This window comes from Kocuria flava (assembly GCF_001482365.1).
Classification (GTDB): Bacteria; Actinomycetota; Actinomycetes; order Actinomycetales; family Micrococcaceae; genus Kocuria; species Kocuria flava.
Genome location: NZ_CP013254.1, coordinates 1,558,607 through 1,571,430, shown reverse-complemented (window position 1 = coordinate 1,571,430; position 12,824 = coordinate 1,558,607). Strand labels below are relative to the sequence as shown.

12 protein-coding genes and 1 tRNA gene are annotated in these 12,824 nt (G+C 74.7%); 3 read left to right on the top strand and 10 right to left on the bottom strand.

The features are described 5' to 3' along the window. The first annotated feature begins 134 nt into the window (after positions 1–134). Complete coding sequence (gene greA / locus AS188_RS07070; protein ID WP_058858264.1) at positions 135–638, top strand: transcription elongation factor GreA; 504 nt, start codon at positions 135–137, stop codon at positions 636–638. 7 nt (positions 639–645) lie between these two features. Further along, positions 646–855: a hypothetical protein gene (locus AS188_RS07065; RefSeq protein WP_058858263.1), complete on the top strand. Its 210-nt coding sequence runs from the start codon at positions 646–648 to the stop codon at positions 853–855. 98 nt (positions 856–953) lie between these two features. On the opposite strand, the gene ilvA is transcribed toward AS188_RS07065, so the two are convergent. Both ilvA and AS188_RS07055 read right to left on the bottom strand, forming a co-directional pair. After that, complete coding sequence (gene ilvA, locus AS188_RS07060) at positions 954–2,201, bottom strand: threonine ammonia-lyase (protein WP_058858262.1); 1,248 nt, start codon at positions 2,199–2,201, stop codon at positions 954–956. Between the two features lie 100 nt (positions 2,202–2,301). After that, positions 2,302–3,636, bottom strand: coding sequence for an AI-2E family transporter (locus AS188_RS07055; protein WP_058858261.1), 1,335 nt, complete (start codon positions 3,634–3,636; stop codon positions 2,302–2,304). A gap of 140 nt (positions 3,637–3,776) precedes the next feature. Between AS188_RS07055 and AS188_RS07050 the strand changes: the two genes are divergently transcribed. Further along, entirely contained in the window at positions 3,777–4,379 is a 603-nt protein-coding gene (locus AS188_RS07050) for a nitroreductase family protein (protein WP_058858260.1), read from the top strand. A gap of 87 nt (positions 4,380–4,466) precedes the next feature. On the opposite strand, the gene AS188_RS07045 is transcribed toward AS188_RS07050, so the two are convergent. The 8 genes from AS188_RS07045 to eno form a co-directional block, all read right to left on the bottom strand. After that, entirely contained in the window at positions 4,467–5,339 is an 873-nt protein-coding gene (locus AS188_RS07045; protein ID WP_058858259.1) for a Bax inhibitor-1/YccA family protein, read from the bottom strand. A 516-nt stretch (positions 5,340–5,855) separates the two neighbouring features. Then, positions 5,856–5,929, bottom strand: a tRNA-Leu gene (locus AS188_RS07040). Positions 5,930–5,997: 68 nt separating this feature from the next. Further along, positions 5,998–7,407, bottom strand: coding sequence for an NAD(P)/FAD-dependent oxidoreductase (locus AS188_RS07035; RefSeq protein ID WP_058858258.1), 1,410 nt, complete (start codon positions 7,405–7,407; stop codon positions 5,998–6,000). Positions 7,408–7,453: 46 nt separating this feature from the next. Continuing rightward, positions 7,454–8,857, bottom strand: a complete 1,404-nt coding sequence (locus AS188_RS07030) for a S8 family serine peptidase (RefSeq protein WP_058858257.1) — start codon at positions 8,855–8,857, stop codon at positions 7,454–7,456. 32 nt (positions 8,858–8,889) lie between these two features. Further along, a complete protein-coding gene (locus AS188_RS07025; RefSeq protein WP_058858256.1) occupies positions 8,890–9,855 on the bottom strand; it encodes a Ppx/GppA phosphatase family protein in 966 nt (321 codons plus the stop codon). A gap of 113 nt (positions 9,856–9,968) precedes the next feature. Continuing rightward, positions 9,969–10,571: a DUF501 domain-containing protein gene (locus tag AS188_RS07020; protein WP_058858255.1), complete on the bottom strand. Its 603-nt coding sequence runs from the start codon at positions 10,569–10,571 to the stop codon at positions 9,969–9,971. Between the two features lie 8 nt (positions 10,572–10,579). After that, positions 10,580–11,179 carry an FtsB family cell division protein gene (locus AS188_RS07015; protein WP_169797987.1) on the bottom strand — a complete coding sequence of 200 codons (600 nt, stop codon included), beginning with the start codon at positions 11,177–11,179 and terminating at the stop codon, positions 10,580–10,582. A 221-nt stretch (positions 11,180–11,400) separates the two neighbouring features. Next, positions 11,401–12,684, bottom strand: coding sequence for a phosphopyruvate hydratase (gene eno, locus AS188_RS07010; protein WP_058858254.1), 1,284 nt, complete (start codon positions 12,682–12,684; stop codon positions 11,401–11,403). Positions 12,685–12,824 lie beyond the last annotated feature (140 nt).

Sequence of the window (12,824 nt, the reverse complement as noted above, 5' to 3'; positions counted from 1 at the left end):
GGCGCACGGGCGGGGTCTTCGTGTTCGCGGGGATCCCCCGCCCCGGTGCGAGCGCCCCGCCGCACCGCGCCGGGCCCGCCGCGCGCCCCGGACCGACCGGGCACGGCGGACCGACCGTCCACCGAGGAGAGACAGTGACCACCACGAACAAGACCGGCGCCTGGCTGACCCAGGAGGCCTACGACCGCCTGAAGAAGGAGCTCGACTACATCTCCGGCCCCTACCGCCAGGAGATCGTGGAGCGCATCGACCAGGCCCGCTCCGAGGGCGACCTCAAGGAGAACGGCGGCTACCACGCCGCCCGCGAGGAGCAGGGCAAGAACGAGGGCCGCATCGCCCACCTCAAGGCGCTGCTCGAGAACGCGCAGGTCGGGGAGGCCCCGGCCGACGACGGCGTCGTGGAGGCCGGCATGGTCGTCACCGCCGAGATCGCCGGCGAGGAGATGACCTTCCTGATCGGCTCCCGCGAGGTCGCCGAGGACCTGGCCGGCGGCACCGAGCTCGAGGTGTTCTCGGAGAAGTCGCCCATGGGCGCGGCCATCTCCGGGCACAAGGTCGGCGACGAGCTGACCTACGCGGCCCCCAACGGCAAGCAGATCCCGGTGCGGATCATCTCCGCCAAGCCGTTCGAGGCCTGATCCGGCGGTGACCTCCCACTGGCTGCGCGACCCGGGCCCCGCCTCGTGGGTGCTGATCGTCCTCACCGCGGTCCTTGCGGTGGCGACGGTCCTCCTGCACCTCGCCGGCCGGGGGGACCCGGCGGCGGGCGAGCCCGGCAGCGCGCGCAACATCGCGCTGTTCGCGACGTTCGTCTGCGCCTTCGCGGCCTGGGTCTCCGGGCGCGGCCGCGGCTGAGCCCGCCGCCACCGCGACGACGGCGCCGGACCTCCAGCAGGAGGTCCGGCGCCGTCGTCGTCCCCGCCGGGGCCCGCCCGGGGCGGAACGGAGGGGGCTCAGTGCACGACGACGGGGTGGTAGCCCTCCGCCTCGAGGGCGCGCAGGACCTCCCGGCAGTGCTCGTGGCCCTTGGTCTCCATGTCGATGGTGATGGAGACGTCGCCCATGCTCAGCGACCCGCCGATGCGGGTGTGGTCCACGCCGGTGACGTTGGCGTCCCGCTCGGAGATGATCCGGGAGATCAGGGCCAGCTCCCCGGGACGGTCCACGAGCATCATCCGGATGGTCATGTAGCGCCCGGCCGCCGAGAGGCCCCGCTGGATGACCTTCAGCATGAGCATCGGGTCGATGTTGCCTCCGGAGAGCAGCACCACGGTGTTGCCCAGGTCGGGGTGGGCCTGCTGCAGCCGCCCGTCCAGCAGCGCGGCCACGCCCACCGCGCCCGCGGGCTCCACCACGAGCTTGTTGCGCTCCAGCAGGAAGATCAGCGCCTGGGCGAGGGCGTCCTCGGAGACGGTCACGACGTCGTCGGCGAGCTCCTTGATGATGCTGAACGGCAGCTGCCCGGGCTTGCCCACGGCGATGCCGTCGGCCATCGTGGAGACCCGCTCGAGGGTCACCAGGGCGTCGCCGGCGAGTGAGGGCGGGTAGGCCGCGGCGTTCTCGGCCTGCACGCCGATCACGCGGATCGGGCGCCCGAGCTGCTCGGCGCGCGCCTTGACCGCCACCGCGAGCCCGGCGAGCAGCCCGCCGCCGCCCACCCCGGTGATGACGGTGTCGACCTCGGGGACCTGGTCGAGGATCTCGAGGCCCAGGGTGCCCTGCCCGGCCACGATGTCGGGGTGGTCGAAGGGGTGGACGAACACGGCGCCGGTCTCCTCGGCGTGGCGCTGGGCCTCGACGAGCGCCTCGTCCACGGCCGAGCCGTGCAGGATCACCTCCGCCCCGTGGTCCTGGGTCGCGGCGATCTTGGGCAGCGCGGCCCCCAGGGGCATGTAGATCCGGGCGGTGATCCCGAGCCGGTCGGCGGCCAGGGCCACGCCCTGGGCGTGGTTGCCCGCGGAGGCCGCCACGACGCCGCGGGCCTTCTCCTCGGGGGTCAGCTTCGCCATCCGGGCGTAGGCGCCGCGGACCTTGAAGGACCCGGAGCGCTGCAGGTTCTCCGCCTTCAGGTTCACCTCGGAGCCGATCAGCGCGGACAGCGCCCGGGAGTGGGCCATGGGCGTCCGCTCGATCACGCCCTCGAGCAGGGCGGCGGCGTCCTCGACGTCGGCGAGGCGGACGGGCAGATCGGCCAGGCTCACGGCGGTCCTTCCGGTGCGGTGCGGGGTGGGGCGCGTCCCGGCCGGGCGGGACGGACCGGGGCACGGAGCGCGCCCGCCGGCGGCGGGCGCGGGTCCCATCCTAGTCGGTGCGCCCGGACCGGCCCGGGCCGCCGGCGCCCCGCTCCGAGCGGGGGCGGCGCTTGAGGGCCGCCTGCAGCCGCTCCTTGGCGCGGGTGCGGCGGAAGCGCTGGAGCTGCTCCATGACCTGCTCGCGGCTGAGCTCGTTGCGCCGGGCGTGCTTCTTGATCTCCCAGGGGAAGTAGTAGGGCTGCCAGGCGATCTCGTCGTCGGTGCGCCAGTGCTGCCCGACCAGGTAGCGCAGCACGGTGTTGAGCGCGGCCATCAGCGGCACCGCGAACAGCGCGCCCGTGATGCCGAAGAGCACCGAGCCGGTGGCCACCGCGAGGAACACGGCGAGCGGGTGGAGGGAGACGGCCTTGCCCATCACCAGGGGCTGGAGCACGTTGGACTCGATCTGCTGGACCAGCAGCACGAAGGCCAGCATGATCAGGGCGTTGGTGAAGCCGTTGGCGACCAGGGCCACGAGCACCGCCACGGCCCCGGTGATCACCGCACCCACGATGGGGATGAAGGAGCCCAGGAAGACCAGGATGCCGATGGGCAGGGCCAGCGGGACGCCGAGGAAGAAGGCGCTCAGGCCGATGCCCACGGCGTCCACGAACGCCACGAACCCCTGGATCCGGGCGTACTGCACGAGGGAGCGCCAGCCCTGCCGGCCGGCGCCGTTGACGGCCCGCCGGGCGCTGACGGGGAAGAGCCGCACGAGGAACAGCCAGATCCGCTCGCCGTCCATGAGGAAGAACAGCAGCGTGAACAGCAGGATGATCAGCCCGGTCAGCAGGTTCCCGGCGGTCGAGCCGAAGGACATCGCCCCGGAGAGGATGGCCTGGCTGTTGTCCCGGACCGTGGCCCCGAGCTCGTCGATCCACTCGTTGAGCATGTCGGCGCTGATGTTCAGCGGCCCGTCCTCGAGCCACCCCAGCAGCTGCTGGGTGCCGACCACCACGGAGTCGGAGAGCTGGGCGAAGCCCAGGACGATCTGGCGGCCGGCGACCACGAGCAGCCCGGCCACGAACGCGATCAGCCCGAGCACGGTCAGCCCGGAGGCCAGGCCCGCGGGCACGTGCCGGCCGCGCAACCACTTGACCACCGGGAACAGCAGGCCCGCGAGCAGCCCCGCCACGAGCACGGGGATGATCACGACCGTGACGCGCGAGAGCATCCACCCGAGCAGGCCCACGGCGGCCAGGATGATGATCAGCCGCCAGGACCAGGCGGCGGCCACGCGCACGGGCACGGTCACGCCGCCGGCGGCGTTGCCGTGCAGCGGCGGCAGCTCGGGGGTGCGCTCGGGGATCGCGGGCGGCTGCGCGCCGTGCGAGGTCGATGGCATGGTGCCATCCTCCCACGAGCCCGCCGCCGCCCGCGGCGCCCGCAGGGTGCGTCCCGCCGGGATTTCCGCCCCCGGCGCGGCGCAGCCCGCGAGGGGCCGGGTGCCGGAGCGGCACGGCCCCCCGGTGCGAGACTGGGGGCATGTCGCGCACCTTCCTCAGGATCCTCGGCCAGCGCCGTCAGGCCCCCGCCCTGACCCCGGACGCCCCGCCCCGCGCGGAGCTCGAGGAGGTGCTGCGCGCCGTCGCCGGGACCGCCCCGGGCGGTCCCGGCCCGGGGTGGCGGGTGGTCGTGACGACCCGCCGCTCGGCCCCGGAGCTCGCGGCGGCGATGGCCGGGCTCACGCGCGTGCCCGAGATGCACCGGCCCCTCCCCCGGCTCAAGGGCAAGCAGCTGCGCCGGCTCGCGGCGTTCCGCGGGACGCTCGCGTGGGCGTCCACGGGCGGGCTGTGCTGTGCCGTGGTGTTCAGCCCCGTCGAGTCCGCCGACGTGCCGGTCAAGGAGCAGAAGGCCGCCGCGCACGGGATCCGGCCCCTGCTCGAGGCGGCGTTCTGGGCCGCCGGGTGGGGCACGCGGTGGGCCTCCCGCGACGGCGCCGACCAGGAGCCCGTGCGCGCGTTCTACGACCTCGCCGAGCACGAGCAGGTCCTGGGCTGGCTGTTCGTGGGCCGCCCGCCCCGGGCCGCGGCCGCGGAGTTCACGGCGACCCTGCCTCCCGCCGACCCGCCGGTCAGCTACCGCTGAGCCCTCCGGACGCGCCACGGCCCGGCACCCCTGGGGGTGCCGGGCCGTGGCGTGCGCCGCTGCGGCGCGCGAGCGCTCAGCGCGGGATCACTCGGAGGTCATCTCCCGGATGATCGCGAGGATGCGCAGGATCTCGATGTAGGTCCACACCAGCGTCACGGTCAGGCCGAACGCGGCGGACCAGGCCATCTTCTGCGGCACGCCCGTGGCCACGCCGTGCTTGATGTTCTCGAAGTCGAGCACGAAGCTGTAGGCCGCCAGCAGGATCGCGATCGCGCCGATGGCCAGGCCCAGCCAGGGCCCCAGCGGGCTGTCGGTGCGGATGTTGAAGCCGAACAGCAGCACCGCGCCCAGGTTCACCAGCCCGAACAGGGCGTAGGCCATGAGCGCGACCATGAAGATGCGCGTGGCCCGCCCGGAGGCGCGCAGCTTGCCGGAGCGGAAGAGCACCAGCACCGAGACGAACACGGCGATCGTGCCCAGCACCGCCTGCACGACGATGCCGGGGTACATGCCCTCGAAGGCGCGCGAGATGCCGCCGAGGAACATGCCCTCGAACAGCCCGTAGGCGAGGATCAGCCCGGGCGAGGGCTGGCGCTTGAAGGCGTTGACCAGGCCGAGGACCAGGCCGACGACGAGGCCCGGCAGCACCAGCACGGGGAACGCCCAGCCGGCGAGCGCGCCGAGGATCACGGCGCCGAGCACCGTGGCCGTGCGCATGATGACGTCGTCGTAGGTCATCCGCCCGGTCTGGTTCGTCCCGGCCGCCGGGGCGTTGTAGAGGGCGTCGAGGTTCTCGGGCGAGGGCGCGTAGCCGCCCTGGCCGTACTGTCCGTAGCCGGGCTGGGGGCGGCCGTAGCCGGCCCCGTAGGGGCTCTGTCCGTACTGGGGGGTCGAGGGCTGGGCGCCCTGTGCGCCCGTCCTCGAGAAATCGCGGAGGAGCGGGTTTCCGCCGGCCATGTGTGGTCCTTCCCTGGCGCTGTGGCACGTGTTGTGCACCCAGCCTAGCAACGGCTGCATCACGGAAGCATGAGAGAAGCTGGGATTGCGCCGTGGGCGAGCAGCCACGGCGCCTTCGCGCCGGAGCGGCGCCGGCGGGACCCGGATTCACGGTCGCAATGTTTTGTGTCGCACCTGGGAGGCAACATTGCGCCCGACCGTGGACAGCGGCGGCGCGATGGGCGACAGTGCTTGTCACGGGGCAACCCGTGGATCCGCTCAGCGGATCGCGCACCGATGCCGCAGCGCCGACGGGGGGTCGGCGGACGGCACGGGTGCAGTGTCGGGGCCGGGACGGCTGGGGGGCTGTCCCGGCCCCGGCGAGCGCCCGCCCGCCCCGCACGGTGGCGCTCCTTCGTCGTCAGCTGCGTCGTCCGGCCGTCCGCACGTCCGCCGGGACGTCCACGCCACGCCCCGGTTCCCGCGCTCACCGCCGTCGCGGGCGCGCCGGAGCGGTGGCGCCGGGCGTGCTCGACGTGCCCCCACTGGGACTCGAACCCAGACTGAGCGGATTTTAAGTCCGCTGCCTCTGCCGATTGGGCTATGGGGGCCGCACCGGCGGCGGTCCCGCCGCGGGGATCGCCCGCGGCGGGACCGGCCGGTCCGGGAGGGACTCCGGTCAGAGACCGACCTTGCGCGGCTCGGGCGCCTTGCCGGCGGCCGTCTGGAACCGGGTGCGCGGGTCCCGGGTGTGGCGCAGCGAGGTGGTGTCGCGGCCGAACACGAAGTTCAGCGCCCACTCGGTGAACACGCGGGCCTTGCGGTCCAGCGTGGGGATCGCGTAGCCGTGGTAGAGCCGGTGCATCGCCCAGGCGGCCGGCCCGGAGAACTCCAGGCCCTTCGCGGGCAGGCCGGGGAGGCCCTTGATGCTGGCCACGCCCTTGTACAGGCCCAGCCCGGCGACCGCGCCCAGGTTCTCGTGGTAGTAGTCCTCGAGCGGCTTGCCGGCACGGGCGGCCAGGATGTTCTTGGCCATCTGGTGCGCCTGGCGCACGGCGTGCTGGGCGTTGGGCACGCAGAACCCGCCCACGCCCCCGCCGGTGAGGTCCGGCACGGCGGCGACGTCGCCGGCGGCCCAGGCGCCCTCGAGGGGCCCGTCGTCGCCGGTGATCCGCAGGTCCGCCCCGGTGCGGACGCGGCCGCGCTGGTCGAGGGGGAAGTCGGTGTTCTTCACGAGCGGGTTCGCCTGCACGCCGGCGGTCCAGATCAGCGTGTCGGTGTCGAACTCGCCGGCCGGGGACTTGTCCTGCATGTTGATCAGCTTCAGGTGCTTGTCCACGGCGGAGTCCAGCGAGGTGTTGAGCAGCACCTCGATGCCGCGGCCGCGCAGGTGCTCCACGACCTTCTCGGCGCGCTCCTCGGAGACCTCGGGCATGATCCGGCCCATGGCCTCGATCAGCACGAAGCGCAGGTCGGAGACCTGCAGCCGCTCGTTGCGCTCGACGGCGCTGCGGGCCATGTCCTCGATCTCGGCGATGGTCTCGGTGCCGGCGTAGCCGCCGCCGACGACCACGAAGGTCAGCGCGCGGCGCTTCTTCGCCTCGTCGGAGGTCAGGGAGGCGACCTCGATGCGCTCGAGGACCCAGTTGCGCACGGCGACGGCCTCCTCGATGGTCTTGAGGCCGATGCCGTTCTCGGCGAGCCCCTCGATCGGGAAGGCGCGGGTCACCGAGCCGCCGGCGATGACGATCTCGTCGTAGGCCAGCTCGAAGGTCTCGCCCTCGTCGATGCCCTTGACGGTCGCGGTGCGGGAGGCGTGGTCGACGCCCAGCACGTGACCGGTCACGATCTCGCTGTCCTTGAGGTGCTGGCGGTGGGGCACCACGGCGCTGCGGGCCGAGACGTTGCCGCCGGCCACCTCGGGGAGGAAGGGCAGATACATCATGTACGGGTTGGGGTCCACCACGGTGACGACCCCGCCGGAGTCCTTGATCCGCTTCTGCAGCTCCTGCGCGACGGTGAAGCCGACGTAGCCGCCGCCGACGATCAGAAGGCGCGGACGGTCCTTGGCCAGTTGAGTGAAAGACATGCCCCCGAGTCTAGTCGGAAAGGGCCCTTCCCCCGCTCGACCACCGTCAGGGGGCGTCGTGTTCCCGGCCGCCGCCCGCCCCTGCCGTGGCGCGCACGATGTGCCGGATGTGCACCACGGCACCGGCGGTCAGGCCGAGCACGAGCAGCCCGAAGCCCGCGAGCACGACGACGGGCAGCATCCCCGTCTCGTCGAGCGGCGCGACCGGCTCGGGCGGGGCCACCGCGGCCTCGACCTGCTCGGTGCCGGCCGGGGCGGAGGCCGTGGGGGCGGGGGTCGCCGCCGCGGTGCGCCGGTGCACGCGCACCCACTCGCGCATGCTGCCCAGGGGGCTCCCGCCGGCCTCGGGGACGTCCTCGGTGAGGGCGGCCTCGACGTCGAGCACGCCGTAGCCGTAGAGGGGGTCCTTGCCGGGGGCCCCCGCGTCCCGGGCCGTGGCCGTCAGGCGGTGGGCGACCTCCTCGGCGCTGAGCTCGGGCCACTTCGCCTGGACGAGGGCGGCGGCGCCGGCGACGACCGGGGTGGCCGCGGAGGTGCCCGCCCAGGCCGCGTAGCGGTCGCCGGGCAGGGCGCCGACCATGTCCTCCGAGGGGGCGGCCACGGCGATGGAGATCCCCTGCGAGGAGGACTCCCAGCTGGCCTCGCCGTCGCGGCCCACCCCGCCGACGGTCAGCACCCCGGGGATGGTCGCGGGCGCGCCGACCTGCACGAGCCCGGAGCCCCGGTTGCCCGCCGAGGCGACGATCAGCACGTCCTTCTCCTCGGCGTAGAGGAAGGCCTCGTCCCAGCTCTCCGGCCAGGAGGTCGTGCTGGAGCCCACGGACATGTTGATGATGTCGGCGCCGTTGTCGACCGCCCAGCGCACGGCGTCGGGCAGCTGCTCGTCGACGCTGCGCACCTCGGGGGTCTCCTCCCCGAGCCACGTGGACACGGCCAGGACCTCGGCGCCGGGGGCGACGCCGACGATCCCGGCGGGGCGCCCGGGGGCGGGGTCGTCGCGCCCGCCCTCGGGCAGGTGCCCGCGCCCGGCGGCCACGGAGGCCACGAGGGTGCCGTGCTCGGGCTCCGCGCCGAGGCCGCGGCCCCCGTCCGCGGCACCGGCGCCGGAGACGTCCGTGCCGCCGACGACGGCGCCCTCGAGGTCCTGGTGCGAGCGGTCCACGCCGGTGTCGATGACGGCGATGCGCACGCCCTCCCCCGTGGACTCCTTCCACGCCTCGCGCACCCCGTACTCGTCGAGCCAGTACTGGCGGGCGCGGATGTCGTCCTCGGCGATGCGGGAGGTGTCGGGGGCCTCGGGCGGCTCCGTGACGGGGTCCTCGACCGGGATGCTGGGCGCGGGAGCCGGGGGCACGGCCTGCGCGGGCACGGCGAGCCCGGCGAGCAGCGCCGCGGCCGCGCCGAGGGCGGCGCCGCGGGCGCGGCGGGGACGGGCTTCGGTCGGGGGCATGGGGACCTTCCGGGTCGGGGCCGGGCGGCGGGTCACTCCACCGGGGAGGGGACGACCTGGGACAGGGCGATGCCGTCCAAAATATCGTGCTCGCTGGCGACAGCCGAGCGCACGCGCCCGCCGGTGGCCTCGGCCACCGCGGCCACGATGCGCCGCCACACCAGGGCGCCGCCGCCGATGACGTCGACCCGGCCCTCGTGCATGTAGGGCAGGCGGGCCCGCTCCTCCCGGGTCATGGCGGTGAGCTCGCGGGCGGCGGCCTCGATCCGCTCGAGGGGCAGCTCGGCGCCGTCGATGGCCGCCGGGTCGTAGCCGGGCAGTCCCAGGGCGTGGGCGGTGACGGTCGTGACGGACCCGGCGACGCCGACCAGGTGGGTGGTCGCGGCCAGCGGCACGCTCGCCGCGACGGTGCGCAGGGCGGCGTCGACGTCGCGCAGCACGGCCTCCTGCTGGGCGGGCGTGGGCGGGTTCGAGCCGAGGTGGCGCTCGGTCATGCGCACGCAGCCGACGTCGACGCTGCGCCCGACGCGCACGCCCTCGGCGTCGCCCAGGACGAACTCGGTCGAGCCGCCGCCGAGGTCGACCACGAGCACCCGGTCCTCGGGGGCGAGCCCGGGCAGGGCCGCGGCCGCTCCGAGGAAGGACAGGCGGGCCTCCTCGTCGCCGGTGACGACCTCGGGGACCACGCCGAGCCGGGTGCGGATGCCCTCGAGGAACACGTCCCGGTTGCCGGCGTCGCGGGTCGCGGAGGTCGCGACGAAGCGCAGGTGCTCCACCCCGTGCTCGGCCAGCAGGCGGGCGTAGTGCTCGGCCGCGGCGAAGGTGCGCTCCAGGGCGGCCTCGGCGAGCCACCCGGTGGCGTCCACGCCCTGGCCGAGGCGGACCACGCGCATCTCGCGCACGACGTCGTCGAGCACGGTGCGCCCGTCCTCCTCCCGGGTGTCGGCGATCAGCAGGCGGATGGAGTTGGTGCCGCAGTCGATGGCGCCTGTGCGCATGGGGTGCTCCTGGCGGGGACGGGCCGGCGCGGGGCACGGCGGGTCGGGGTGCCGGGCGGTGCCCGGCGGGGTCGGGTGCGGGCGGGCCTGCCGCCGGCGGGGAGGGGCCCCGCTCAGTCCTCGCGCCAGGCGGGGTCGCAGGCGCAGGTGCCGGGGGTCCACCAGGGCGCGACGGCCTCGAGCGTCTCGTCGCCGAGGACGTTGACGCCGGGGCCGGCGGCGAGGGCGTGGCCGGCCAGCACGTGCAGGCACTTGACCCGCACGGGCATCCCGCCGGCGGAGATGCCCTCGATCTCGGGCACGGGCCCGGTGCCGGCCTTCGCCCCGATCCGGGCGCGCTCGGCCAGGTAGTCCTCGTGGGCGGCGCGGTGGGCGGCGGCGAGCCGGTCGTCGGCGGCGATCCGGTCCGTCATCTCGTACATCAGCCCGCCGGCCTCGAGCCGGGAGACCGCGGCGGTGAGCACGGGGTGGGCCAGGTAGAAGACCGTGGGGAACGGGGTCCCGGAGGAGAGCCGGGGTGCGGTGGCCGCCACGAGGGGGTTGCCGCACGTGCAGCGGGCGGGGATCTCGACGACGTCGCGCACCGGCCGCCCGAGCTGGCGCGAGAGCACCTGCAGGTCCAGGGGGGTGGGCTCGAGCGTCTCCGCCGTCACCCCCAGTCCGCGCGGGGCGGGCCGCGGGTCCGCGGGGCTGTCGGGTCCGTGCTGGTCGTTCACGCCGTTCCTCACTGTGTGCCGTCGTTCTCGGCCGGGTCCGGCGGGCTCGCCGGGTCCGGGATGCCCGCCGGGTCGTCCTCCGCCGCCGGGGCGGGCTCCGCCTCCTGCGCGGGGTCGGGGCCGGTCGTGGTGGCGTCGTCGTCGCCCGCGGTCCCGTCCTGCCCGGAGGTGCCGTCCCCGGTCGCGCCGTCCGCGGGTGCGCCCCCGGCCTCGTCCACGTGCGCGGCGGCGACGACGGACTGCCACAGGGCGTCGACCCACGCGGGCCGCTCCGCCTCGACCTGGGCGGCCGAGGAGTCCACCACGGCGCCCTCCATCTGCTCGGCGCCCACCACGAGGTAGGACCGCTCCCCCGGCATCACGTAGAGCAGACGGTCGCGGGCCTGCTGCCGGACGTAGGTCTCGTCCGACCACTGGTCGACCTGCTGCCCGAGCGAGTCCTCGCGCGCGCGCATCTCGGCGATGGACTCCTCCAGGGCCGCGATCTCGGCGCGCTGCTCGAGCCAGATCTTGGTGGTCGGGGCGGCGAGGAAGACGATGAGCACGGCCACGAGGGTCAGGACCAGGAAGCGGCCGCTGAAGCTGCGGGCGGGCTCGGGCTCGCCCACCGCGCTGGACCCGGTCTGCGGCCGGGGGCCCCGGCCGCCCCGCGCGGGCTCCCGGCCGCCGGCGGGGCGGGCCGATCGGGAACGTGGTGCGGGCATGCGGACCTCACGGTGGGGCGGGCGGGGACGGGCTCCAGTCTAGCGCCCGCGCGGCGCCGGCCCCCGGGGCGGAGGGCCGGCGCAGCGCGGGTCCGGTGCGCCGGGCGGCGCGCCGGGCGGGCCGGTCAGCGGCTGCGGTAGCGCGGGAACGCGGCGGCCCCGGCGTAGCGTGCGGAGTCGCCGAGCTCCTCCTCGATGCGCAGCAGCTGGTTGTACTTCGCCACGCGCTCGGAGCGGGCCGGGGCGCCGGTCTTGATCTGCCCGGCGTTGGTGGCCACCGCGATGTCGGCGATCGTGGTGTCCTCGGTCTCGCCGGAGCGGTGGGAGATCATGCAGTGGAACATGTGCCGCTGGGCCAGGGAGATCGCGTCGAAGGTCTCCGTGAGGGAGCCGATCTGGTTGACCTTCACGAGCAGCGCGTTGCCCGCGCCCTCCTCGATCCCGCGGGCGAGGCGCTCGGGGTTGGTGACGAACAGGTCGTCGCCCACGAGCTGGACCGTCGTGCCCACGGACGCGGTGAGGGCCTTCCAGCCCTCCCAGTCGTTCTCGTCCAGCGGGTCCTCGATCGACACGAGCGGGTAGTCGCGCACGAGCTCCTCGTAGTAGGCCACCATCTGCTCGGCGGTGCGCTGCTGGCCCTCGAAGGCGTAGGTGCCGTCCTCGTGGAACTCGGAGGAGGCGACGTCGAGGGCGAGGGCGACGTCGGTGCCCACGGTGTAGCCGGCCTTCTCGATCGCCTCGGAGATCAGGTCCAGGGCCGCCCGGTTGGACTCGAGGTCCGGGGCGAAGCCGCCCTCGTCGCCCAGCCCCGTGGAGAGCCCGCGCTCCTTGAGCACGGCCTTGAGGGAGTGGTAGACCTCCACGCCGGTGCGCAGCGCCTCGGAGAAGGTGGGGGCCCCGATCGGGGCGATCATGAACTCCTGGATGTCCACGTTGGAGTCCGCGTGGGAGCCGCCGTTGAGGATGTTCATCATGGGCACGGGCAGCACGTGGGCGTTCGGGCCGCCCAGGTACTTGTAGAGCTCCAGGTCGGAGGCGTTGGCGGCGGCGCGGGCCACGGCGAGGGAGACGCCGAGGATCGCGTTGGCGCCGAGGCCGGCCTTGTTCTCCGTGCCGTCGAGGTCGAGCATGACCTGGTCGACCAGCCGCTGGTCCGTGGCGTCGAGGCCCACGATCGCCTCGCCGATCTGCTCGTCGACGGCCTTGACGGCGTCCAGCACGCCCTTGCCCAGGTAGACCTTCTTGTCGCCGTCGCGCCGCTCGACGGCCTCGAACTCGCCGGTCGAGGCGCCGGAGGGCACGGCGGCCCGCCCGTAGCTGCCGTCCTCCAGCAGGACCTCGACCTCCACGGTCGGGTTGCCGCGGGAGTCGAGGATCTGGCGGGCGTGCACTGCGGTGATCATGGCCATGGATAGCTCCTGACGTCGAGGGGTGGGTGGTCACCGGACCGCGGGGCCGGGCGGACGTGGTCCGGGCCGCGCGGGTCCCAGCCTACCGAGTCCGGGGGCGGGGGCCGCGACCGGGCGGCGCCGCGTGACGGTGCGGGGCG

Bases quoted from the DNA above. Each gene is read 5' to 3' on its own strand.
- AS188_RS07055 (WP_058858261.1), bottom strand. From the start codon at position 3,636: ATGCCATCGACCTCGCACGGCGCGCAGCCGCCCGCGATCCCCGAGCGC.
- AS188_RS07025 (WP_058858256.1), bottom strand. From the start codon at position 9,855: ATGCGCACAGGCGCCATCGACTGCGGCACCAACTCCATCCGCCTGCTG.
- AS188_RS07045 (WP_058858259.1), bottom strand. From the start codon at position 5,339: ATGGCCGGCGGAAACCCGCTCCTCCGCGATTTCTCGAGGACGGGCGCA.
- AS188_RS07050 (WP_058858260.1), top strand. From the start codon at position 3,777: ATGTCGCGCACCTTCCTCAGGATCCTCGGCCAGCGCCGTCAGGCCCCC.
- AS188_RS07035 (WP_058858258.1), bottom strand. From the start codon at position 7,407: ATGTCTTTCACTCAACTGGCCAAGGACCGTCCGCGCCTTCTGATCGTC.
- AS188_RS07030 (WP_058858257.1), bottom strand. From the start codon at position 8,857: ATGCCCCCGACCGAAGCCCGTCCCCGCCGCGCCCGCGGCGCCGCCCTC.
- eno (WP_058858254.1), bottom strand. From the start codon at position 12,684: ATGGCCATGATCACCGCAGTGCACGCCCGCCAGATCCTCGACTCCCGC.